Raw genomic sequence first — 23,190 nt, 5'->3', positions numbered from 1 at the left:
TCGTTTCTAGGGGGCGGCGCCCTTGCGGCGAAGGCGTTTTTCCCTTCAGGTATGCGCTAAGAAGTATTCGCCGACGTCATACTCCCAAAATTGCTGAGATACCCAATGTTGAAAATATCCCCAAACGCCAAGGGCGCGTTATTTGCTCTTGTTGCTTTCGGCGTTTTTGCGACGCATGACGTGATCGTCAAGTCGCTTGGAGGTACATATTCGGCCTTCCAAATCGTGTTTTTTAGCGTGCTTTTAGGGTTCCCGTTTGTGACCGTGATGCTGATGCGTGATGCGACGCATGGCACGCTGCGCCCAGTGCATCCTTGGTGGATGCTTGTGCGGACTCTTTCAGCTGTCGTAACGGGTGCGAGTGCGTTTTATGCGTTTGCGCATTTGCCGCTCACACAGGTTTATGCAATCCTTTTCGCAACGCCCCTGATGATTACAGTGTTGGCGATTCCCATTTTGGGCGAGCGTGTTCGCTTGCGGCGCTGGATGGCGGTTATCGTGGGTTTGATCGGTGTTTTGATCGTTTTGCGTCCCGGAGATGCCGACCTTGGGCTTGGGCATCTCGCCGCCTTGATGGGCGCTATCGGTGGGTCCTTAAGCTCGATCATCGTGCGTAAAATCGGCCAAGAAGAACGCAGCGTTGTGCTTTTGCTCTATCCCATGATGGGGAATTTCTTGGTGATGGGCTGCTTGATGCCGTTCTATTATGTTCCTATGGCACCGCTCGATTTTGCGGCTGTGGGGGCGATTGCTTTACTCGCTTATATCGCCATGATGTTTCAAATCTTTGCGTACCGCAGCGGTGAAGCTGTGGTCGTGGCGCCGATGCAATATTCCCAGATTATTTGGGCCAGTATTTACGGATATTTCTTGTTCAACGAGCGGCTCGATACAGCGACAGTGGTTGGCGCAGGCGTGATTATTGCTAGTGGTCTTTATATTCTCATGCGCGAATCCTCGGCGCACACCTCTCAAAACACACCCGTTTTGCGCACCCGTAGCCGCGTTGGTTCTCCTGGTGGCCTTCGCGTGGGAACGGTGATCCGCCGCGAAGATAATGCGCGAGCGCGTGATGAGGATGCCCAATCTTAGGCGGGCGTCAAAACCGCAACAGCAAAAAGATCGTCTGCGTCTGTTAGGAACTCCGACACGCCCCACCCAGAAAGCGCGGCCATTTCGGAGAGGCTTTCTCGTGTGTATTTGCGGCTGTTCTCGGTGTGAATGGTTTCCCCTTTGGAAAATCTAATTTCCTCTGGGCCTATAGGCACAATCTGTTCCGACGTGCTTGCCAAATACATTTCGATCCGCGATGCCTCGTCGTTCCATCTGGCCTCATGTTCGAACTTATCAACGTCAAACACCGCGCCGATTTCACGGTTCATGCGATGCAGGAGGTTGAGGTTAAAGTCGGCAGTGATTCCTTGCGCATCATTATAGGCATCAAGCAAAATCTGCGTGTCCTTTACCAAATCGACGCCCAAGATAAAGCCCGTGACATTATGCCATTTGCGGATTCGGCTCAGCAGGGAGATGGCGTCGTCTCGCGACAGGTTGCCGAGGGTTGAACCCGGGAAAAACGCAGTTTTGACTGTATCGGCATATTTTGCGGAAAGGGGGATTGGACTGGTGAAATCAGCCACAATCGGGTCGATGATCAGGCGTGGATAGTCATGGCGCATCTGCTGTGCGACTTGGGTTAGAAATGGCCCCGAAATGTCGGTCGGTAGATAGGCCGCAAGCTGTGTGAACTTGTCGAGCAACACCCTAGTTTTGCGGCTTGCCCCGCTGCCAAGTTCCACAAGAACGCTTGCTGTGGGGACATATGTTTCCAAGAGCGCGGCATTATCGGTCAAAATCGCCAGCTCTGTGCGAGTTGGATAATACTCTTCCAACTCGGTGATTTCTTCAAACAAATGACTGCCAGCGTTGTCATAAAACCATTTGCTTTCGAGGGTTTTTGGCGTGCTGTTCAGCCCCTCAAGCGCGCTTTTAAGGAGCGCGGCATTTTGAATTGTTGGCAAGTCCATCATACGTTCCCTTGATCTTTGGCCAGTCGCAAGCCTAGCATTTGCCAGCGTTGGTGCGGATAGAAAAACGTGCGGTAACTTGGGCGCATTTGGGCGATTGCGGTGGCACAGGAACCGCCGCGCAGCACCATTTGGTTGATCATGAACTTGCCGTTGTACTCTCCAAGAGCGCCTTCGGGTGGTTTGAAGCCGGGGTAGGGGGTGAATGGGCTTTGGGTCCATTCCCACACATTTCCCCAAAGGGATTCTGTCGCCGCAGTTGGGCGGAAGTTTTTACTGTCTAGAAAGTTGCCCTTTAGAGGCGTGTCTCGCGCCGCAAGCTCCCATTCGGCTTCGGTTGCGAGGCGGGCACCGGCCCAACGGGCAAAGGCGTCGGCCTCATAATAGGACACATGCACGACGGGCGCATCAAGGTTAACGGGTTGCGCGCCGCGCAGGGAATAGCTCCAATATACGCCGTCCTGAAGCCACCAATAAAGAGGGCTGTCCCAACCTTCGCGTTGCTTAACGGCCCACCCTTCCATCAGCCAAAGTGTGGCGTCGTCATAGCCGCCGTCTTGCATAAATGCGATCCAGTCGCGGTTGGTGATGGCGCGGTTTCCCAGCTGGTACGGGGCGACATAGGTTTTGTGGCGCGGCCCTTCGCAATCATAGGCAAAGCCGTTTCCGTTGTGGCCGATCTCAACCAAGCCGCCTGCATGGGAGGTAAACCGATGCGCAATCTCTTGCGTTGTTTCAAGCGGTTCAGGTGCGCGATAAACGGGCATCAAGGGGTTGTAGGAAAACGCGTGCAAAAGGTCGGTCACGAGCAGTTCTTGATGCTGCATTTCGTGGTGACAACCAAGCTCTGTGATGCAGTGGATTGTTTCTGTGTCGCCCGTTCCGGATTGCAAAAGGGCTTGAAGTTGCGAATCAACGTGGGCGCGATAGGCCAGAACATCCTCAACTCCGGGCCGTGAAATCAGCCCCCGTTTGTCGCGCGCATGACGCGGACCTGCTTGCACGTAATAGGAGTTAAAAAGGAAGGCGAAACGATCGTCGGGCGAGCGGTAATTTGGCGCATGTGGTTTGAGAATGAATTCCTCAAAAAACCATGTGGTATGAGCAAGATGCCACTTCGCAGGGCTGGCATCTTCCATCGATTGAAGCGCCATATCCTCAGGGGTCAGTGGCGCCACAATAGCATGGGTGCGCGCCCGTGTTTCGGTAAAGAGTGTGGCATAATCGGGTGCGGATTGTGGGTGCATAGAAACGGTCATGGAACACCTTAAAATAATCGAGCGGGCAAATTTGACGGCCTACCTCTAAGATAAGGAGATGCCCAATTGATCGGTAGGTCAAGATATGTGCCGCTGTGGTTCATATTTGATCCACAATACACTTCGGCGCCAGAATTGGTGCTGTTTTAGCGTTTAAACAGGCTGGCGGCGCCTGACTGTAAAGTCGCAATCGCTTCACGGACCAATTTTGGCTCCACGTTATGCTTGCGTGCAATGGCCTCCGGCGACGCGTCCGTGCCCAGCCCTTCCAAGGCGAGGTCCGCTAGGAATTTGGCGTCTTTGGCGCGGGGGTCTTGTTTTACGATTTTGCGCGGTATGGGCGCATCGTCGCAAACAATCCCATGGCGCATAACGGCGTCGGCCATAAAGCTTCCCGCGTCTGGCGAGCCGCCCTCTTTTTCTTCTAGACGTGGCTTCATACGACGGGCCCAAAAATGCACCCCATAGGTGTCACTTCCCAATTGCCCCGCAACGTCGAAGCGTTTTTTGATCATGTGGTTTCGGTGACGGAATGAAATTGGATAGAAGGCCGCTTCGGGCTGCGCAAATTTGATTTCACCGCTCTCTTTCAGGAAATGCGTCACGGCTTCGGGGCCAGTGAACCCCCAATTTTGCGCTGTCATATGTACAGGGTTGCCCGCGTCGCGCTCTGCTTCCAATTCGCGCTGTTGCCATGGTTTGAGCCAAGGAGCGATAGCGTACTCATCTTTGAAAAACTCGAGCATATTCCCCAAAGCTTCGCTATCTTTTGGCAGACCCAGAACGGCATTGCACACGAGGCCGGGCTTTTCCCACCCAAAAACATGGGGGTTTTGGAAATCGAAAGGCTGATAGCAATACATATCGGCATCGACCCAGATTTTCCCCGTGTGTTGCAGCATGTTCAGCCGAAACAAATCCGCATGAATCGCGGGGCTTCCGGTGCGTGCGTGCCGCAACATCGGCTCGGCGGCAAAAATTGGATCGGCGGGGAGCTGCTCCACTTCTGCGGGGCAATTCGGGATCAGGCTGTAGCTATAGAGCGTCACTTTGTGGCCTGCATGGGCAAAGCTCACCAAACACAATTGTTCAAGCCATGAGAGCTGTCCGCCAATCCAAAGACTCGCGATTTCCGGTAATTTCGCCATGATTTGCCTTTTTGGTAATGCTTTTCGCGCGACGGATTTCTTTGTTGTATCGTGAAAATGTGTTCGGATAAATGAACGGAGCAAAAGAAGCTGGGAAAGTGCGCACCTGTGTTAGGATTGTCGCGGGGTAACTGCGCAACAGTTACCCCAGATTTCACGGGTCCCCTTGTTCCGGTCGTGGGGGACGCCTACATCCATTTAATGAAAAGATTTATTCCCTTTCTCAAATCCGAGCCAAAGGTCGCAGTCGTGCGCCTTCAAGGTGTGATTTCAGCGTCCGGCCGCGGCGCGCTCAACGAAGCGTCTATCGCGCCTGTTTTGGAGCGCGCTTTTCGGCGTGGAAAACCAGTGGCGGTTGCGCTTTTGATTAACTCGCCGGGCGGATCGCCCGTGCAGAGCGCGTTGATCGGCCAGCGTATTCGCAGCCTTGCGGCCGAGATGAAAATTCCAGTTTACGCGTTTGTCGAAGATGTTGCGGCTTCTGGTGGCTATTGGCTGGCATCCGCTGCCGATGAAATCTGGGCAGATGCGGCGTCTATTGTGGGGTCCATTGGCGTGATCTCTTCGAGTTTTGGCCTGTCGGGCCTGATCGAAAAACACGGGATTGAACGGCGGGTTTATACGGCGGGAAAATCGAAATCGACAAATGATCCTTTCCTTCCGGAAAAGCCTGCAGACGTGAAGCGCCTGAAGGTGGTGCTGGATCAAATGCACGATGTGTTCAAAGAACAGATCACGTCGCGGCGCGGTGATAAGCTTGCGGATCAAGATTTGTTTACGGGCGAATATTGGATCGGGAAACAGGCACTTGAACTGGGGTTGATCGACGGAATCGGGCACATGATGCCCAAAATGCGCGAGCAATATGGCGAGAAAGTTATCTTCATACCCTACGGTCAGAAAAAACCGTTTCTGCGCCGCCTCGGTGCGCAAATCCTTGGGGATACGATCGGGCAAATCGAAGAACGCAGTGAGTTTTCTCGGTTTGGGTTGTAGTTGTGATTAAAATAGTCAGCTTATTTTTGATTGGGATGTTGGTTTTGGCGATGTTTGGTCGCCTGAAATATCCCGGTCATAAGCAGGTTGCGCGGGCAAGATGTAATAATTGTGGACGTATTCGGCTTCGGAAGTCGCCATGTCGTTGCCAATTGGATAAGGGATAAACGATGCTCGATTGGTTCTTGGTGGGTTTGGGGCTCACCATCCTTTTGCTGTCTGGCGATTTGTTGGTACGTGGAGCAGTAAACCTGTCGTTGCGCCTCGGGATTCCGCCCCTCCTTGTCAGCCTAACAATCGTTGCCTTTGGAACATCCGCACCGGAACTATTGATCACCATTGAGGCCGTCGGGAATGGATTTCCGGGCATGGCCTTGGGGAATATCATTGGTTCAAATATCGCCAATGTGTTGCTCGTTTTGGGAATTCCCGCCCTGATTACCACGATGCATACTGCTGAATGTAATACCCGAAAAAGCTATATATTTATGCTGGGGGCAACCGGCCTTTTCATAGTCATGTGCTTCTTTGGGCCCTTAAGTTGGCCGCATGGGCTTATCATGCTCGGTGTGCTCGTCTTAATCCTAATTGACGCTGGTCGCGATGCGATGCGCCACCGGTCGGACAGCCATGCTTGCGCTTTGGATTTGGAAGAGGTCGAGGGCGCGGACCCTAAGATTACGGGAAAATCCATCGCATTTTTCTTGGTTATTGGGTTGATCGGCCTGCCTCTCGGGGCGGATCTGTTCATTGATGGCGCCGTAAATATTGCAGAGCAATTTGGGGTGAGTGATACGGTCATTGGCCTAACTCTCGTCGCGATCGGAACCTCCTTGCCGGAGCTTGCAACGACCGTGATGGCGGCCCTGCGTCGGCAGGCGGACGTCGCTTTAGGCAACGTGATTGGCAGCAATATGTTTAACATTCTTGCGATTATGGGGGTTGGCTCGCTGATTGGAACAATTCCTGTTCCCCATGAAATTCTGACTTTCGATTTATGGGTCATGTTGGCCGCGTCCCTTGTGCTCTTTCCTTTCGTCTTGTTGGGGTGGAACCTGTCACGAATCTGGGGCATCGTTTTGTCGAGCGCCTACCTTGTGTATATGGGCGTCGTCCTGATCAACTAGGGAGATATCTATGCAACCACGTGCATTGGTGACGGGTGCCGGCGCGCGTCTTGGACAGTCGATGGCCGTTTATCTTGCGGGGCGAGGATTTGATGTGGCGGTGCATTTCGCGGGGTCCGAAGAGGGTGCGCAGGACACTGTTGGCATGGTCCAAGCTCTTGGCCAACAAGCGGTTTCACTTCAAGCCGACCTTTTGGATTTGTATCACTGTGAAGGCCTGGTTGAGCGCGCAGCACTTGCCCTTGGCGGGCCACTAAGTTGCCTCGTCAATAACGCATCAATATTCGAATATGATACTATCAAAACCGCCACTCGCGACAGTTGGGACCGCCATATGACGTCCAATTTGCGGGCTCCATTTATCCTGACACAGGCTTTTGCCGCGCAAGTTCCGGAGGGCGATTTTCCGGCAATGATCGTGAATATGGTCGATCAACGCGTACGCAAACTGACTCCGGAGTTTATGACGTATTCGTTGGCCAAACAGGCACTGTGGAACCTGACCCAGACCTCCGCTCAGGCGCTCGCGCCGCGTATTCGGGTGAATGCCATCGGGCCGGGAACCACCTTAAGGGGCGCACGTCAAACACAGGAGCACTTCGACGCACAGAGGCGAAATAGTTTGCTTGAGCGCGGTGCGAATGCGGCGGACATCACAGCGGCGCTCGGCTACTTCCTAGACGCTCCAGCAGTGACAGGTCAGCTCCTTTGCGTGGATGGAGGACAGCATCTGACATGGCAAACCAGAGATGTTCAAGGAAAGCCAGAGAGCAAATAGCCAAGCGGCTGCGACAAGTTGTGCACCCGTCGCGGAAAGTTAACAAAAACGTTACAAATTCCTTAATGTTTTCAGTTGCTTGCTAGATTTTTAGAAAAGTTTCTTTTGATATCAGTGTGTTGAGATTTTGCCTAAAAATTAAGCAATGCGGAGATAATGCCCAAAACAAAGGGAAAAATGGCGATCACGGAAACTTATCAACCTAGTTATCCACAGAAACCGTGGACATGTTTTCTCTTGCTCCCATAGCGAATAGATTGCAGGGCAGAATGGAATCACAATGAAAAAAGAAGCATCCCCCCAAGCTGTCCCAGTGTCAGCAATTAGTGACGCTGCTGATGTCGCTAAGCCTCTTGTGGGGCATGCACGCGTGCAGGGGTATCTGCATACTCTGGATGGCTCGCCGGGGGTCTATCGGATGCTCGATAGCGAGGCGCGGGTGCTCTATGTGGGCAAGGCGCGCAACCTACGCAAACGTGTGAGCAACTACGCCAATCCTAACGGTCACACGGGGCGGATTTTGCGGATGATTTCGGAAACCGCCGAGATGATGTTCCTGACGACGCGTACCGAAACCGAGGCGTTGTTGCTTGAGCAAAACCTGATCAAACAACTCAAACCTAAGTACAACGTGTTGTTGCGCGACGATAAAAGTTTTGCCAATATTTTTGTCTCAGCAGAGCATGATTTTCCGCCGGTTAAGAAGCACCGCGGGCGAAAGGGGGCGAAAGGAAACTACTATGGACCCTTTGCCAGCGCGAGTTCCGTAAACCGGACGCTCAACCAACTTCAGAAGGTTTTCTTGCTGCGTGATTGCACGGATGCCACCTTTGAAGGGCGAACGCGACCCTGCTTGCAATATCAAATTAAACGCTGCTCGGCCCCCTGTGTGGGGTTGGTCAGTAAGTCGGATTATGCGCAATTGGTCAGTGATGCGGAGCGGTTCTTGCAAGGCAAATCGACCAATGTTCAGACCACACTGGCAGCAGAAATGGCGGCGGCGAGCGAAGCGCTTGAGTTTGAACGGGCGGCTGCGTTGCGGGACCGGATCAAGGCGCTAACACAAGTGCAGCAGAACCAAGGCATCAATCCGCGCGGTGTTGCGGAGGCGGATATTGTCGCTCTCCATATGGAGGGCGGGCAGGCCTGTGTGCAGGTGTTTTTTATTCGGGCCAACCAAAATTGGGGCAACCGCGATTTCTACCCACGGGTCGGATTGGATATTTCCCCCGCCGAGGCGCTGCAGGCGTTTTTGGGCCAGTTTTACGACAACAAGCAGCCGCCCAAGCAGGTGATCCTGTCGCATGATATAGAAGACAAAGACTTGATGACGGAAGCTTTGAGCCAAAGAGCCGAGCGTCGGGTCGAGGTGCTTATCCCGCAACGCGGCGAAAAATACGAACTTGTAGTGAACGCCAGTCGCAACGCCCGTGAAAGCCTCGCGCGCAAGATGTCCGAGACGGCGGCGCAGAGCAAATTGCTGGCGGGGGTGGCCGAAGCCTTTGATTTACCTGCAACGCCCAAACGCATCGAAGTTTACGACAACTCGCATATTTCGGGCACCAACGCCGTGGGCGGAATGATCGTTTCGGGGCCAGAAGGATTTATCAAAAGCCAGTACCGGAAATTTAATATCAAAGATACGGAGATCACGCCGGGCGATGACTTTGGCATGATGAAAGAGGTGCTCTCGCGCCGCTTTAAACGCTTGCTGAAGGAAGACCCAGAGCGCACGAGCGGAACGTGGCCCGACCTTTTGTTGATTGATGGCGGCGCGGGGCAGGTTAGTGCAGTCCGCGAAATCATGACCGAATATGGCGTCGGGGATATTCCGATGGTGGGCGTGGCCAAGGGGGTTGATCGCGACCACGGCAAAGAAGAATTCTACCGCACGGGCAAACGGCCAATGGCGCTGCGCCACAACGACCCCGTTTTGTATTTTATTCAGCGCATGCGTGACGAAGTTCACCGTTTTGCAATTGGAACCCACCGCGCCAAACGCTCCAAAGCCTTTAGTGCGACGCCTCTTGATGATGTTCCAGGCGTGGGCGCGGCGAGGAAACGTGCGCTTTTGGCGCATTTCGGCAGCGCAAAGGCCGTGTCACGGGCTGGTTTGTCCGATTTAAAGGCAGTAGAAGGAATTTCGGGCGCAATGGCCGAAACCCTCTATGATTTTTTCCACGAAAAAGGGTAACAAGGTCACATGACTTGGAACATACCAAATATTCTCACGGTTGTCCGCCTCTTGGCCGCGCCGTTTCTCGCCCTCGGGTTTATTTTCTTGCCGCGCGGGTTTGCCGATTGGTTTGCCTTGACGCTTTTTGTGGGCGCGGCCCTGACCGATTATATCGACGGCTATCTTGCCCGTAAGTGGAAGCAGATCAGCAAATTTGGCACCATGCTTGATCCCATCGCGGACAAGGCTATGGTCGTTATTGCCTTGATGGTGCTTGTCGGGGTCTGGAATATGAATCCCTTTGTAGTGTTCCCCGCGACGATCATCATGTTCCGCGAGGTTTTTGTCAGTGGGCTGCGCGAGTTTTTGGGCGCGGACGCGGGCAAACTCAAGGTCACCAAGCTGGCGAAATGGAAAACCACGGCGCAAATGGTGGCAATCTCAGTGTTGCTTGCTCAGGGTATTTTCGAGCATTATTTTTGGGCGTTTACGATTGGTATGGATCAAGGGATTATTTCCAGCATCCTCGCTGGTGATACGGCCGATCACATGGGCCTTTGGTGGCTACGCTTTGGCGCGCTCGCGACGCATTATGCAGGCCTTTGGATTTTGTGGATTGCTGCGGTACTGACCCTGATTACGGGGTGGGATTATTTCAATAAATCGCGGCCCTATCTTGCGGATGAGCCAAAATGATTGATGTGATGTATTTCGCATGGGTGCGCGAGCGGATTGGTCTGCCCAAGGAACAGATCGAAACCTCGGCCAAAACCGTGATGGATTTGGTTGAGGAATTGCGTGGCCGCGAAGAACGTTATGCCCTAGCTTTTGAGGACCTTGCGTCGCTCAGAGTCGCAATTGACCAAGAACTTACCGAGTTTGACGCGCCCTTAGCTGGCGCACGGGAAGTGGCTTTCTTCCCGCCGATGACTGGGGGCTAGGCCGTGGATATCCGCGTGCAGGAGCTTGAGTTTGACGCAGGCGTCGAGCTTGCGCGCTTTACCGCGGCATCGCGTTCCGCAGGGGCCATCGTGACATTCACAGGCATCGTGCGGGATACGCCGAACGGTGATTTGGATCGGATGGAAATCGAGCATTATCCGGGAATGACCGAACGCTCGCTGGGCGAGATCGCACAAAAGGCGCGGACGCGTTGGGACTTGAGCAACCTTCTTATCCTGCACCGTTTTGGCGACCTAAAAGCGGGGGAAACCATCATGATGGTCGCCACGGCGTCGCGCCATCGGGTCGCTGCCTTTGAAGCCGCAGAGTACCTTATGGATTATTTGAAATCCCGCGCACCGTTTTGGAAAAAAGAATTCACAAAATCCGGTGCAACTTGGGTTGCGTCCAAAAGGGACGATGAAGATGCCCTCAACCGCTGGAAGCCTTAAGCGCCGTTGGTTTTTTCAATATAGATGCGGAGTTCTTCGGCTTCGTGACGAGCGGTCCGAAGGCCATCCATCGCCGCGCTCAATTCCGCCTCTGTCTGGGAAATATGGCTGTTCAGTTCGGATTCGCGTTGTTCCAAATAGGTGATGGCCTGATCGCGCAATTCCTCGGCCTCATGCAAGGCCTGCGCCATTTTCTCAAGCTCGCCGATGTCAGCTTTTGACACGCGACTAAACCGATGGACCAACCAATTGGCAAACCATCCCAGTGCAAAAGCCACAAATAGGATAATTGCCGTCGCGGCAATAAACTCAATTCCGTTCATTCAGTGGCCTCTTGCTCGGTTTCTTCTGTCGCGCCTTCTTGGGGAGCGTCGGTTTCTGGGTCTAGCGCGGATGCCGGACCCTCTTCTTGTGTGGCGTCATCTTCTGGAAGTATCAATGTAAATTCAATACGTCGATTGTCTTCGCGGCCTTCTTCTGTGTCATTACTAGCGATGGGTGTTGTTTCGCCATACCCTAGAGCTTTCAGATTTCCGGTCAACACGCGCCGCGCCATCAGGGCGTTAACGACGGCCTCTGCGCGGGCTTGTGAGAGGTCATAGTTCATGCCGTCGCTACCTTGGCTGTCTGTGTGACCCGCGATTTCCAAGGGGACGCCTTCGCATTCCTTCATGAGGGCGGCAATTTGATCAATCGAAGATCTAGACTCAGGGGCGATGGTATCCGCGCCCGGTGCAAAATTGATTTTGTTGGCTTGAATGACGGCGTTGATCGAGGTCACACATTCTTTTGGCGTGGGAAGGGCGGCGACCGGATCTAAGGCCTCGTTATAGACCACATCAAAGGTGACGTCTGTGCCTTCGGGGAGTTGGGTTGCCAGCATGGCCGCGAGTTGTGCATTCGTGTCCAGATTGCCCGTGACCCCTTTGACGGTCAGGCTGTTTGCCCCGACCACAACAGAGCCATTGTTGAGTTCTGCGAGGGCCGCGAGGCCTGAGAAAACCCGCATTGGCCAGCCTGCTGGTAGATCCGGATCAAGGCTAAGGGGGGCATAAACCTCGTCCCGTCCAAAGCGTGCCCGCGCATAGCTTTGCGCCGCTTTGCGAACGCGTTCAGTCGGAACACGACCGCGCAGCTGAACCTGCCCCTCGGGGCTTAGGGTGGCCACAAAATCAATCGGGCCTTCAAGGCGCGTGGTGGTCTCCTCGGATTCAGGCAATGTAGCGGATAATGAGAATAGCAGCGGGAGGTCGGCCTCTAGCTCGGCAATTGTAGTGTTGAAAAGCTCCACATCGGTGCCTTCGTCTGCGATTACGGTAACATCCGCATCCGCGAAACTAAGCGAGCCGCCACCAAGTTTTACCAGCGCGCGGATACCTGTTTCAACGGCCTCTCCCCAATGTGTGGTGGGGACGCCAAGGCCAAGCGTGCAATTGGAAACCCCTTTAAGGCCTGCCGCCTGAGCCGCCGCGAGGATACGCGCCTGCGTAGGGATTGTGTCTGCGGCGCAAGCGTCAAAACGAGCGACGCCATCCTTGAGGACGAACCGAAGCGAGAAGGGAGTCAAGACGGGGCGCGGGGCAGAAATTGACAGGTAAAGTTTGGCGGTCTGGGGGGCGGCACGGCGCAGCGTTTTTTCAAGTTCCGCCCGCTCACCTTGGGATTCACTCACGGCGGTAATCGAGATACTATTCGCCGAAAGGGATATTTTTGAACGCTTAAGCTGCGCAAGGGCGCGGTAGCTATAGAGGAGTGCTTGATCCCAGCCTTCGGGTGCCGGGTACGGGGCCGATTGAAGAAAGTCGACGATTGGTGTGCCTTTGGTCGCGTCGCGAAGGGCCTCAAGGAAGGCTTCGCGATCAAACTCTTCGGGGATAAGCCCGATGAGGGAGATGCCATCGGTGTTTTGAAGAATCTCAATTGTGAAATCGGGCGCGGCAATGCTTTCGGCTTCGGCAACGTCAATAAAGTCCGCAATGCGCGACGGATCAACAACGTTCCCCGCACTTGTCAGCGCTCTAAAACGTGCAGCTTCGGTGGGGGCAGTGCCCGTCAATATGACTTGCAGGCCGTCAACGTCCACATTTGTCCAATTCATTTGCTGCTCACTCAGAGCTTCGCCAACGGCGGCCCCAGAGTATTTTTCGATAGCTCCGACGGCGAAATAGGCTGCCATGATGGCCAAAACGGCCGCTGCGAGAAAGGCGAAGACGCCTGCCAATGTGGAAAGTGAGCGCATGAAGACCCTGTCTTGGATGAGAGTTGCCCTTGTTTAGGCGCTTCGTCCCATGGGTTCAATCACAGGAATAAGCATGCGGCGAAAAACAGCACAGGCAACAACCCCGCTTCGCGATTGGAACGGAAAAGCCGCAGGCACATTGACACGTCATCCCCGTCAAATAAGCGCATTTGCCACGCGAGATGCCATCCCAACGCCCAAGGCCCACCCAAAGCGACAACAAGCAAGAGTAGGTTTTCGCGCGGCGCGGTTGCAAGGATAACCGCCAGCCCCATCAAACCAACGGTGCCCATTAAGAAATACCGAAGCGCAAAACGGGTGCGATCGCCAAAAAGAAGCGCTGTGGATTTGATGCCAATCATGGCGTCATCCTCCTTGTCTTGATGCGCATAGATCGTGTCGTAAAACAGCGTCCACGTGATCCCAGCAAGATAAAGCGCAATCACCGCGCCGTCGATCACGCCAGTATGCGCGACATAGGCCACCAATGCGCCCCAGTTAAAAGCGATCCCGAGGAAAACCTGCGGCCACCAAGTGAACCGTTTGGCAAAAGGATAAATCGCCACGGGCACAAGCGCCACGATCCCAAGAATGATCGCCGGCAGCGGGAAACTAAACAGGATCAAGGCGGAAATTGCCACCTGTGCCACCATCCAGATCAAAGCGCCGCGCACGCTGACTTGGCCTGACGGGATGGGGCGGGACTTGGTGCGCTCAACGAGGCCATCGAAGTTGCGGTCGCTGATATCGTTCCATGTACACCCCGCGCCGCGCATCAAAAACGCGCCAAGCCCGCAGCCCACCGCGATCCAAAGATCGGCAAATGATGCGCTGCCCGATGACAGCATCGCCAAACACACGCCCCACAGGCAGGGAATATACAAAAGCCACGCACCGATTGGCCGATCCGCCCGTGACAACCGCAAATAGGGGCGAGTGGCTTCTGGTGCAAAGAGGTCCACCCAATTGCCAACTGGCGCATCCTGAACGGGCGCCGCAGATTTAGGGGCATTGGCCTCTGGAATTTCGGGTGTGTCGGGCATAAGTTAAGTCCATGAAAGCAAAGATTAGACTTTATGTAGAACAGGGCCTAGGGGTTGGGCAATCAATTCCTCTAGATCGCGATCAGGCGCATTACCTTTTTGGAGTGATGCGGCAACCTGTTGGTTCCTATATCGCGCTGTTTAATGGCCGCGACGGTGAGTATTTGGCGCGTATTGTTGAGGCAGGAAAACGCGGGGGCGTGTTGGAATGCGAGACGCAGAGCCGCCTTCTGCAAATGCCGCCCGACCTGTGGCTTTGTTTTGCTCCGATCAAAAAGGCGCGCACGGATTTTATCGTCGAGAAAGCCGCCGAAATGGGCGCGATGCGCATTTGCCCCATTCAAACAGAATTCACCAATTCGGAACGGATTCGCCGCGACCGCCTTCAAGCCCATGCGGTTGAGGCGGCCGAGCAATGTGGCGGCACATATGTGCCCGAAGTCGCCGATTTACAGCGGCTTGACCGTCTGCTCGACGCGTGGCCTGAGGACCGCAATATCATGTTTTGCGATGAAAACCTTGCGGGAGCTGGCGAAGTTCTAGGCAAGGCTGCGGGTGACAAATGGGCGATCCTCATCGGCCCTGAGGGTGGTTTTTCCGAAGCCGAACGCAAACGCCTCCATGCGCTCCCCTTTACGCATGCTGTAAGTCTTGGGCCACGAATTTTGCGCGCAGATACCGCCGCGGTTGCGGCACTCACCCTTTGGCAAACACATCTCGGAGACTGGTGATATGAGTTTTGTTCGGCCTGAAGTTCTCGAAAGACTCAAGCAGTATCAGGAAGTTGCTTGGGGAATCGCCGCGGTGGTTCTCGGAGTGATCGGATTTCTGGCGGGCGGCTTCATAACGTTCATTTCCATTCCGCTCCTATTAGCGGGGGCGGCGTTTGTCTTCTTGGGTTTGCGCCGTGCACGGTTTCGTATCCTACGCGCAAAGGCCCCTATCTCCGACGGCGTCGTGGAAATGGTGGAGCAAGAAGTGACCTTCTTCTCCAGCGGAATTGGCGGCACCATCGCGATGGATCAAGTCGTCAAAATTGAGATTCAAACCATCGACAAAGGCCCAAATACGCAGGCTATGCATTGGATCTTCTATCAACGCGACGGTCAACCCGTACGTATTCCTTCGGGGGCGGTTGGGGCCGAAGGCCTTTTTGATGCGCTTGTCGCTTTTCCGGGGGCTGACTACGAAAAAGTGATCGCCGCCAGCCAATCAACCCAGAATAGCCGTTTCCTAATCTGGCAGGATGAGGGCTATATCTCGCGGCGAATGTTGCATTGACATCCCCTAATTTTCACCTCACGACTTAAACCCCAATAACCCACTGGAGCCCGTCTCATGTCTATCCCACAAACCGGCGCAGGCCCCATCGAAAGCCATGACCAATTGGCGCAACTCTTGGAAGACGGCTGTAAGCCCAAATCTGATTGGCGCATTGGTACGGAACACGAGAAATTCGGGTTTTGCCAAGACAGTTACAAGCCACTTCCCTATGAAGGCGAGCGTTCGATCTTGGCCGTTTTGGGCGGATTGCGCGATAAATTCGGCTGGGCTCCGATGGAAGAGGGCGGCAAACTGATCGGCCTCACCAAGAATGGCGCTAATGTTTCGCTGGAACCCGGAGGCGCGTTGGAGCTTTCCGGTGCCCCGCTTGAGACCATTCACGAAACCTGTGACGAGGTGAATGACCACCTGCGCGAAGTCAAAGAAATAGCTGATCATATTGGAGTCAAATTCATCGGCCTCGGGGCCGCACCAATTTGGATGCACGAGGAAATGCCCTTAATGCCCAAAGGGCGTTATAAGCTGATGGACGCTTATATGAACAAAGTGGGCACGATGGGCACGACGATGATGCGCCGCACCTGTACGGTTCAAGTGAACATCGATTTCGGCTCTGAGGCGGATATGGTTCAAAAGCTGCGGGTGGCCCTCGCGCTCCAACCCGTTGCAACCGCGCTTTTCGCGAATTCGCCGTTTTTTGAGAACAAAATCAACGGTCATAAATCTTGGCGCAGCCGCGTTTGGCGCGATCTTGACCCTGATCGCACAGGCACGTTGCCGTTTGTCTTTGAGGACGGCATGGGGTTTGAAGCTTGGGTGCAATACGCGCTCGATGTGCCGATGTATTTTGTCTATCGCGACGGAAAATACATCAACGCGCTGGGCCAAAGTTTCCGCGACTTCCTCAAGGGCCAACTTCCCGCACTGCCGGGTGAAAAGCCAAGCCTGTCTGATTGGGCAGATCACCTAACAACGATTTTCCCCGAAGCGCGGATCAAACAATTCCTTGAAATGCGTGGTGCCGATGGCGGCCCGTGGCGTCGTCTCTGTGCGTTGCCCGCGTTTTGGGTGGGCATGTGTTACGAGCAATCCTCGTTGGATGCGGCATGGGATTTGGCCAAAGATTGGGATACGGAAACCCGCGAAGGCCTGCGCGTTGCGGCCTCGGTTGATGGACTTCAAGGCGAATTTAATGGCATCAAAATGCTCGATCTCGCGCGTGAATGTGTGGCCATTGCCGATGCGGGTCTTAAGGCGCGTGCGCGTCCCGGTGCGGGTGGATTGATTCCTGATGAAACCCACTTCCTGAACACCCTCAAAGAGAGCGTCGAAACAGGACGTACCCCCGCCGATGAATTGCTAGAGAAGTATCACGGCGAATGGGGTGGTGATTTGACCCGTATTTACGACGAGTACAGCTACTAGTCCGCGGATTTTCTTGCCTTAGAGGAATTTGTAGCGCAAATTTGTGGTATAAATTTCACAGGAAGGATTAGATATGCGCGATTTCTTTATTAATTCGTTTGAGAAGCTTATTGGCGTTCTCGTTGTTTTGATGGCGCTAGGCGTGCTTGTGGGAAGTGTGGTGGCGATGCTCGCCCCCGGCCAAGGTGGGATTTTCGCGGGCTTGCTTTTCCTAGTTTTTGGGTCTCTTTACGTCATCCTAATGGGCGGATTTTTCTATATGGCCCTCGGCATTTATCATAACACACGCCGCTCCGCTGAAGCTTTGGAGCGCCTTGGAAATAAATAGAATAGACTCTTAACAGAATAAAAAACCCGCCGATTTATTTCGGTGGGTTTTCTTGAGACGTTTGGAAAATGTTGACTTAGGCGCCCGTTTTTGGCGACTTTTTTTGCCCGATTTTCGGCTCACTGCCGACCCGCAAGCGCGCGACGTTGGCGCGGTGTCGCCAATAGATCAGAATGGCAAGCACAACGCCGAGGATGAAGGTCGTGTCACGGCTCAGAATAACCATCCACACGGGCGCAAATCCCGCCGCCATAAGTGCTGCGAGCGAAGAATAGCGGAGCAAAACGGCAAATGCCAACCATGTGCCACAGGCCGCGAGGCCGATTATGGGGTTTAGGGCGAGCATGATCCCAAGATAAGTTGCCACACCTTTGCCGCCCGCGAATTTCAGCCAAACCGGATAGCAATGGCCTAAAAACGCAGCCAGTCCAGCGATTTGTGCCGCACCTTCGCCCCAAAGTGCGTGTGCGATAAGAACGGCCACGGCACCTTTTCCGCCGTCCAAAATTAGTGTGAGGGCTGCGGCGGTTTTATTGCCTGTGCGCAAAACGTTGGTGGCGCCGATGTTGCCTGAGCCGATTTCCCGCAAGTTCCCAAGCCCCATAACTCGGGCCAAAATCATCCCGAAGGGGATGGACCCAAGGAGATAGCCAAGGATTGCGGCAAGGGCCAAAACGGCTGCGGAAGTCTCAATGATCGGCATAGTCAGCTCCAAAAATGGCGTGTCCGGCGACAAAACTCATCCGTACCTTGCCCTGCATTCGCTGTCCGTCAAAGGGGGTATTTTTAGATTTTGACTTGAGGGAAAAACGATCCAGCACAAAAGGTGCATTGATATCAAATAGAACGAGGTCCGCAGGCGCGCCAATCGCGAGGCGTCCACAGGGAAGCCCGAGGCGTTTTGCGGGATTAAGCGCGAGTGCCGCGAATAGTGTCGGTAGGTCGATTAACTCGCTATGGACCAAACGGAGGGCGGCAGGCAGCAGGGTTTCGAGCGCGACAGCGCCTGATGCGGCCTCTTGAAACGGCAAGCGTTTACTCTCTTCGTCCTGCGGGGTGTGCATCGAGGAGATGATGTCGATCAGGCCGGTGGCTACGGCATCCACCATCGCAAGACGATCATCCTCGGAGCGCAACGGCGGCTTAACCTTAAAGAACGTGCGATAATCGCCGACATCAAGTTCGTTGAGTGTGAGGTGATGGATACTGACCCCTGCGGTCACATCAAGCCCCGCGTCTTTGGCACGTTGCAGTGCGGGCAGGGCGGCGGCAGTAGAGAGTGTGTCGGCGTGGTAACGGGCACCGGTCATTTCAACCAACGCGAGGTCGCGCTCAAGCCCCATCCGTTCGGCCATCGGCGACACGGCGGGCAAGCCGCGCAGCGACGCGAATTTTCCGGAGGTGACAGCCGCGCCTTTTGACATGTTCGGATCTTGGGGGTGGGCAATAACCAAGGCGCCGAGGCTTTTGGCATAAGTCAGCGCGCGTGAGAAAACTTTGTTATCAGCGACGACATGATCGCAATCGGAAAAGGCAATGGCCCCCGCATCCGTGAGGAAGCCGATTTCAACCATTTCATGGCCCAAGCGACCTTTGGTCAGGGCGGCCATGGGGAGGATATTTACGGGGGCGGCCTCGTTGGCGCGACGTGTCACAAATTCCAGCGCTTCGGGCGTGTCGAGGGCAGGGGATGTATCGGGGCGGGTGATCATTGTGGTAACTCCACCCGCCGCCGCCGCTGCGCCTGCGGTGCGGAAACTTTCCTTGTGACGCTCGCCCGGTTCGCCGATTTTAACGCCGATATCCACAATCCCGGGCGCAAGGTGCAGGCCACGACAATCGATCGTGTTCGCGCAGGCGGGAGGCGTCCCTGTGCCTTTGTCCGTAATCAAACCCGCGTCGAGCAGCAACCAACCGAGGGCTTCGGTTTTGTCTTCGGGGTCTATCAAAATCGCGTTGGCGAGCAGAGTTTTCATGTTTGGCTTCCTAGGCTTAGAAGATTAGGCGGCGGAACGATTGCGCAAATTTCGGGCCAAAAGGTCCATCGCGGCCATGCGCACGGCGACGCCCATCTCGACCTGTTCCTGAATGACACTGCGGTTGATGTCGTCGGCGATAGTGCCGTCGATCTCGACACCGCGATTCATCGGGCCAGGGTGCATGACAATGGCATCGGGTTTGGCATAGGACAGCTTCTCGGCGTCAAGGCCGTAGCGGTGGTAATATTCGCGCTCGCTTGGGATAAATCCGCCGTCCATGCGTTCTTTCTGAAGGCGCAGCATCATCACGACGTCAACGTCCGCAAGGCCTTCGCGCATATCATCAAAGACTTCGACGCCAAACTCGGAAATCTGACTGGGCATCAGAGTTGTGGGTCCAACGAGGCGCACACGATTTTCCATTTTCCCAAGCAGGATCAGGTTACTGCGGGCAACCCGCGAGTGGGCAATATCGCCACAGATGGCAATAGAGAGCCGATGCAAACGCCCCTTGGCGCGGCGGATCGTCAGTGCGTCCAGCAAGGCCTGAGTCGGGTGCTCGTGAAAGCCATCACCCGCGTTCAAAACGGCACAATTCACCTTTTCCGCCAGCAGGTTAACCGCTCCAGAATGTGGATGGCGCACCACCAGCAAATCGGGGTGCATGGCATTCAGGGTGAGCGCCGTGTCGATCAGGGTTTCGCCCTTTTTCGTGCTGCTGGCCTGCATTGCCATATTCATCACGTCCGCCCCCAAACGCTTGCCTGCAAGCTCAAAGCTGGCCTGAGTGCGCGTCGAGTTTTCAAAGAACATATTGATCTGGGTCAGACCCGCCAAAACATCGGAATGTTTGGTTTTGGAGCGGTTTAATTCGACATAGGTCTCGGCCAAATCTAAAAGTGTGGTGATCTCATCTGGGGCGAGATATTCGATCCCCAAAAGATGCTTGGCGCGGAAAGTCATGGCTAGCCCCTGTGTCGATTTTCTCGCTTATAGAAACTACGGCGCGCGGGGGCAATTTATTCTTTTCTACGCTTTACCCTTTGCCCCCCGCAGCATACTTTAAACGGATGGAGACAGAACTCGGATATTATGAGGCGAAAGCCTTGTTGGAATGGCAGATCGAGCTCGGAGCCGATGAGGCGATCGAAGATTCTCCGATTGATCGCTATGAAATTCCGGCGACACTGGCCCCCCCTGCGGCACTTGCGAAAAAAACCGCGAAACCTGCGCCTATTATTCATACCGAAGTGAGCGCAGCCGATCTCTTGGAAGAAGCACGTCGCAGGGCGGTTGCTGCGGCACAAGGGGCTTCGACCCTCGCAGAACTTGCATCCGCAACCGAGGCATTTGAAGGCTGTGACCTGAAAAAAGGCGCACGCGGATTTTGTTTTTCGGACGGAAACCCACAAGCGCGCATCATGGTGATTGGCGAAGTGCCCAGCGTCGACGAAGATCGCAACAAATCGCCGTTTTATGGTGCGCAAGGCCAGCTTTTGGACCGAATGTTTGCCGCCATCGGTCACGTTCGTGGTACGCCCGACCCGCAAACAGCGCTTTACCTCACCACGGTATTGCCTTGGCCCACGCCACAGGATCGCGAACCTACGATGGATGAACTCACTTTGATGCGTCCGTTTTTGGCCCGTCATATCGAGCTTGCAGACCCCGATGTGGTTGTGTTGATGGGGAATTCGCCGTGCCTTGCGCTTTTGGGAAAAGGGAATATCAACCGCCAGCGTGGTCAATGGACAACGGCCCAAGAACGGCCAGCGCTCCCTATGTTGCACCCGTCGAAACTGTTGCGTTCCCCAGAGAGTAAACGCGAAGCATGGGCGGACCTCTTGGCGTTGCAAGCCCGCCTTCGGGAGTTAAGTCATGTCTGAACGCGCATTTTTACCCGTCCGCATTGCTGTTTTAACGGTGTCAGACAGCCGCTCCCTCGCAGAGGACCGCTCGGGGCAAACTCTAGTGGATCGGCTTACAGCGGCTGGACATATTTTGGCCGCGCGCGAAATCATCCACGACGAGCGGGACCAAATCGCGGCACGATTGCGCGAGTGGTGTGCGGATCCTGAAATTGACGTGATTATTTCCACGGGCGGCACGGGCCTCACGGGGCGCGATGTGACTGTCGAGGCGCATCGCGACGTCTATGAAAAAGAGATCGAGGCCTTTGGCTCGGTCTTTACAATCGTTTCGATGAGGAAAATTGGCACATCCGCGGTCCAAAGCCGCGCCACCGGAGGCGTTGCACAGGGGACCTATTTGTTCGCGCTCCCCGGAAGTCCCGGCGCGTGCAAGGATGCATGGGATGAAATTTTGGTGCACCAGCTCGATTATCGTCACATGCCGTGCAATTTTGTTGAAATATTTCCGCGATTAACGGAAAAAATGCGACGGAAGTAGGTTTCTGCTACGTATACCTTTTATCCGCCCTTGTTGGTCGGCACACGAATTCTTGATTCTGGCGCCATTCCCATTGTGGTAAAATGCGCCAACGGAGACGATTTATGCGATTTCTTGGCCGGAGCCTGATTGGCGTCCTTTTACTGTCCCTCACCCTTGGGATTTTGGCATGGGCGGGGCAAGTTGTGTTTTCTGCTGTGCGATCCTTGGCCGAGCAAGAAGATCGTCAAAGACCCGTCCGCGAGCGGGCATTTGCCGCGAATGTCCTTGATGTGGTTGCGGGCGAGCATACCCCTGTGTTTACCGCGTTTGGCGAAGTGCGCAGCCGGCGTATTCTAGACGTGCGTGCGGCATCTGGCGGGACTGTTGTTTTCATGGACGAGGCGTTTGAGGAAGGTGGGCGTGTCACGCAAGGCCAGCTTCTTTTGCGTATTGATCCCGCAGATGCCCAAGACACGGTGAAGCGGGTTGCGGCGGATATTTTGGAAGCAAATGCGGAATTGAGCGAGGCGGAAGCGGCGCTGATTTTGGCGAACGAAGACCTCGCGGCGGTACAGGCACAAGCGGACCTGCGCGAAGCGGCCCTCACGCGGCAAAACGATTTGCGAAAGCGGGGGGTTGGCACTGATGCTTCTGTTGAAACCGCAGCCCTTGCGGTCGCGGCGGCCAATCAAGCGATTGTGTCGCGCCGCCAAGCCATCGCGCAGGCCGTGGCGCGGGTGAGTACAGCAAAAACATCTCTCGTGCGGCAAGATATTGAGAAAATCGAAGCCGAACGCCGCCTTGCAGAGACCGAAATCTATGCAGCCTTTACAGGGACGCTTTCGGGGGTAACCCTCGTTGAGGGAGGGTTGGTTACAAATAATGAGCAGATCGCGCAACTGATTGATCCCACGCTTCTTGAGGTCGCGTTTCGCGTCTCCACCGGCCAATACGCGCGGCTTTTGGATGGGCAAGGGCGCCTGATTGGATCGAATATTTCGGTGAGCCTCAATGTCTTGGACCTTGATTTAGAGGTCTCGGGTGAAATTACCCGCGAAAGCGCGAGCGTCGGCGAGGGCCAAACGGGCCGCGTGCTTTATGCCAGTCTTGAAGACGCGCCCGGTTTCCGCCCCGGGGATTTCGTGACTGTACATGCGGACGAGCCTGTTTTGCGGCGCGCCGCCCTTATCCCCGCTCTCGCCATAAATGCCGCTTCTGAAGTTTTGGCCGTTGGGGAAGAGGACCGTCTTGAGTCTGTTGTCGTGAATGTTTTGCGGCGGCAGGGCGATGATATTTTGATCGAAGCAGAGGCGCTTTATGGACGGCAAATCGTCGCCGAACGTTCGCCGCTTTTGGGGGCGGGAATTAAGATAACACCAGCGCGACCTTTAGGCGTGCAAGACACCGAGCAAGCCGCCAAGCCCGAACCAGAGTTGGTTGAACTTACGGACGAGCGACGCGGCAAGTTGATCGCTTTTGTCGAAAGCAATCAACGGATGCCCGCCGACGCGCGGGAACGCATTCTTGGCCAGCTGTCCCAACCTAAAGTCCCGTCAAGTGTGGTCGAGCGACTTGAAGGTCGGATGGGGGGCTGAT

The 23,190-nt window shown here is 54.8% G+C and carries 24 protein-coding genes; 15 read left to right on the top strand and 9 right to left on the bottom strand.

Annotation, left to right across the window (positions count from 1 at the left end):
- Positions 1-114 precede the first annotated feature (114 nt).
- Entirely contained in the window at positions 115-1,092 is a 978-nt protein-coding gene (locus AB9F29_RS05420) for a DMT family transporter (RefSeq protein ID WP_369754924.1), read from the top strand.
- Here the strand turns inward: AB9F29_RS05420 and egtD are convergent.
- The 3 genes from egtD to AB9F29_RS05405 form a co-directional block, all read right to left on the bottom strand.
- On the bottom strand, positions 1,089-2,027 hold the full coding sequence (egtD, locus tag AB9F29_RS05415) for an L-histidine N(alpha)-methyltransferase (RefSeq protein ID WP_369754861.1): 939 nt from the start codon (positions 2,025-2,027) through the stop codon (positions 1,089-1,091). The two genes, AB9F29_RS05420 and egtD, sit on opposite strands and share 4 nt — an antisense overlap.
- Positions 2,027-3,286, bottom strand: a complete 1,260-nt coding sequence (egtB, locus tag AB9F29_RS05410) for an ergothioneine biosynthesis protein EgtB (RefSeq protein WP_369754860.1) — start codon at positions 3,284-3,286, stop codon at positions 2,027-2,029. The genes egtD and egtB overlap by 1 nt, the downstream gene beginning before the upstream one ends.
- Positions 3,287-3,432: 146 nt before the next feature.
- Positions 3,433-4,434 carry a hypothetical protein gene (locus AB9F29_RS05405; RefSeq protein WP_369754859.1) on the bottom strand — a complete coding sequence of 334 codons (1,002 nt, stop codon included), beginning with the start codon at positions 4,432-4,434 and terminating at the stop codon, positions 3,433-3,435.
- 201 nt (positions 4,435-4,635) lie between these two features.
- Here AB9F29_RS05405 and AB9F29_RS05400 point away from each other — a divergent pair, with 201 nt between their 5' ends.
- From AB9F29_RS05400 to AB9F29_RS05370, 7 genes are all read left to right on the top strand, one after another.
- A complete protein-coding gene (locus tag AB9F29_RS05400; RefSeq protein ID WP_369754858.1) occupies positions 4,636-5,430 on the top strand; it encodes a S49 family peptidase in 795 nt (264 codons plus the stop codon).
- Between the two features lie 170 nt (positions 5,431-5,600).
- A complete protein-coding gene (locus tag AB9F29_RS05395) occupies positions 5,601-6,557 on the top strand; it encodes a calcium/sodium antiporter (protein ID WP_039001764.1) in 957 nt (318 codons plus the stop codon).
- A gap of 10 nt (positions 6,558-6,567) precedes the next feature.
- Positions 6,568-7,335, top strand: coding sequence for an SDR family oxidoreductase (locus AB9F29_RS05390; protein ID WP_369754857.1), 768 nt, complete (start codon positions 6,568-6,570; stop codon positions 7,333-7,335).
- 280 nt (positions 7,336-7,615) lie between these two features.
- The gene (uvrC, locus tag AB9F29_RS05385; RefSeq protein WP_369754856.1) at positions 7,616-9,529 is read left to right on the top strand and encodes an excinuclease ABC subunit UvrC; all 1,914 of its coding nucleotides are present in this window, start codon (positions 7,616-7,618) and stop codon (positions 9,527-9,529) included.
- A 9-nt stretch (positions 9,530-9,538) separates the two neighbouring features.
- Positions 9,539-10,207 carry a CDP-diacylglycerol--glycerol-3-phosphate 3-phosphatidyltransferase gene (gene pgsA / locus AB9F29_RS05380; RefSeq protein ID WP_039001766.1) on the top strand — a complete coding sequence of 223 codons (669 nt, stop codon included), beginning with the start codon at positions 9,539-9,541 and terminating at the stop codon, positions 10,205-10,207.
- Positions 10,204-10,452, top strand: a complete 249-nt coding sequence (moaD, locus tag AB9F29_RS05375) for a molybdopterin converting factor subunit 1 (protein ID WP_039001767.1) — start codon at positions 10,204-10,206, stop codon at positions 10,450-10,452. Before pgsA ends, moaD begins: the two co-directional genes overlap by 4 nt.
- Before the next feature lie 3 nt (positions 10,453-10,455).
- Positions 10,456-10,905 carry a molybdenum cofactor biosynthesis protein MoaE gene (locus AB9F29_RS05370; protein ID WP_369754855.1) on the top strand — a complete coding sequence of 150 codons (450 nt, stop codon included), beginning with the start codon at positions 10,456-10,458 and terminating at the stop codon, positions 10,903-10,905.
- Here the strand turns inward: AB9F29_RS05370 and AB9F29_RS05365 are convergent.
- From AB9F29_RS05365 to ubiA, 3 genes are read right to left on the bottom strand one after another with little or no spacing between them, the layout of a single operon-like run.
- Positions 10,902-11,228, bottom strand: a complete 327-nt coding sequence (locus AB9F29_RS05365; protein ID WP_335583832.1) for a hypothetical protein — start codon at positions 11,226-11,228, stop codon at positions 10,902-10,904. The two genes, AB9F29_RS05370 and AB9F29_RS05365, sit on opposite strands and share 4 nt — an antisense overlap.
- Positions 11,225-13,144 (bottom strand): OmpA family protein, encoded by a 1,920-nt coding sequence (locus AB9F29_RS05360; protein WP_369754854.1) that lies wholly within the window; start codon positions 13,142-13,144, stop codon positions 11,225-11,227. The genes AB9F29_RS05365 and AB9F29_RS05360 overlap by 4 nt, the downstream gene beginning before the upstream one ends.
- Positions 13,145-13,203: 59 nt before the next feature.
- Positions 13,204-14,187: a 4-hydroxybenzoate octaprenyltransferase gene (ubiA, locus tag AB9F29_RS05355; RefSeq protein WP_369754853.1), complete on the bottom strand. Its 984-nt coding sequence runs from the start codon at positions 14,185-14,187 to the stop codon at positions 13,204-13,206.
- 11 nt (positions 14,188-14,198) lie between these two features.
- Between ubiA and AB9F29_RS05350 the strand changes: the two genes are divergently transcribed.
- The 4 genes from AB9F29_RS05350 (at position 14,199) to AB9F29_RS05335 (ending at position 17,224) form a co-directional block, all read left to right on the top strand.
- Positions 14,199-14,918, top strand: a complete 720-nt coding sequence (locus AB9F29_RS05350; protein ID WP_369754852.1) for a 16S rRNA (uracil(1498)-N(3))-methyltransferase — start codon at positions 14,199-14,201, stop codon at positions 14,916-14,918.
- A 1-nt stretch (position 14,919) separates the two neighbouring features.
- Complete coding sequence (locus tag AB9F29_RS05345; protein ID WP_039001773.1) at positions 14,920-15,468, top strand: hypothetical protein; 549 nt, start codon at positions 14,920-14,922, stop codon at positions 15,466-15,468.
- Between the two features lie 57 nt (positions 15,469-15,525).
- Positions 15,526-16,896 (top strand): glutamate--cysteine ligase, encoded by a 1,371-nt coding sequence (locus tag AB9F29_RS05340; RefSeq protein WP_369754851.1) that lies wholly within the window; start codon positions 15,526-15,528, stop codon positions 16,894-16,896.
- A 73-nt stretch (positions 16,897-16,969) separates the two neighbouring features.
- A complete protein-coding gene (locus AB9F29_RS05335) occupies positions 16,970-17,224 on the top strand; it encodes a hypothetical protein (RefSeq protein ID WP_039001775.1) in 255 nt (84 codons plus the stop codon).
- Between the two features lie 76 nt (positions 17,225-17,300).
- Here AB9F29_RS05335 and plsY read toward each other — a convergent pair whose 3' ends face one another.
- Genes plsY through AB9F29_RS05320 form a run of 3 tightly spaced genes read right to left on the bottom strand, consistent with a single transcriptional unit; the run spans position 17,301 to position 20,166 of the window.
- A complete protein-coding gene (gene plsY / locus AB9F29_RS05330) occupies positions 17,301-17,927 on the bottom strand; it encodes a glycerol-3-phosphate 1-O-acyltransferase PlsY (protein ID WP_369754850.1) in 627 nt (208 codons plus the stop codon).
- Positions 17,914-19,200, bottom strand: a complete 1,287-nt coding sequence (gene pyrC / locus AB9F29_RS05325) for a dihydroorotase (protein WP_369754849.1) — start codon at positions 19,198-19,200, stop codon at positions 17,914-17,916. Before pyrC ends, plsY begins: the two co-directional genes overlap by 14 nt.
- A 24-nt stretch (positions 19,201-19,224) precedes the next feature.
- On the bottom strand, positions 19,225-20,166 hold the full coding sequence (locus AB9F29_RS05320; RefSeq protein ID WP_039001778.1) for an aspartate carbamoyltransferase catalytic subunit: 942 nt from the start codon (positions 20,164-20,166) through the stop codon (positions 19,225-19,227).
- Positions 20,167-20,273: 107 nt separating this feature from the next.
- Here AB9F29_RS05320 and AB9F29_RS05315 point away from each other — a divergent pair, with 107 nt between their 5' ends.
- From AB9F29_RS05315 to AB9F29_RS05305, 3 genes are all read left to right on the top strand, one after another.
- Positions 20,274-21,089, top strand: a complete 816-nt coding sequence (locus tag AB9F29_RS05315) for a uracil-DNA glycosylase (protein WP_335583824.1) — start codon at positions 20,274-20,276, stop codon at positions 21,087-21,089.
- Positions 21,090-21,126: 37 nt separating this feature from the next.
- Positions 21,127-21,612, top strand: a complete 486-nt coding sequence (locus AB9F29_RS05310) for a molybdenum cofactor synthesis domain-containing protein (protein ID WP_369754848.1) — start codon at positions 21,127-21,129, stop codon at positions 21,610-21,612.
- Between the two features lie 104 nt (positions 21,613-21,716).
- Positions 21,717-23,189 (top strand): efflux RND transporter periplasmic adaptor subunit, encoded by a 1,473-nt coding sequence (locus AB9F29_RS05305; RefSeq protein WP_369754847.1) that lies wholly within the window; start codon positions 21,717-21,719, stop codon positions 23,187-23,189.
- The last annotated feature ends 1 nt before the right edge of the window (position 23,190 follow it).

The organism is Falsihalocynthiibacter sp. S25ZX9 (genome assembly GCF_041205405.1).
GTDB lineage: Bacteria > Pseudomonadota > Alphaproteobacteria > Rhodobacterales > Rhodobacteraceae > Falsihalocynthiibacter > Falsihalocynthiibacter arcticus.
Note: the sequence above shows the minus strand (reverse complement) of the source record. Positions and strands in the feature narration are given on the sequence as shown.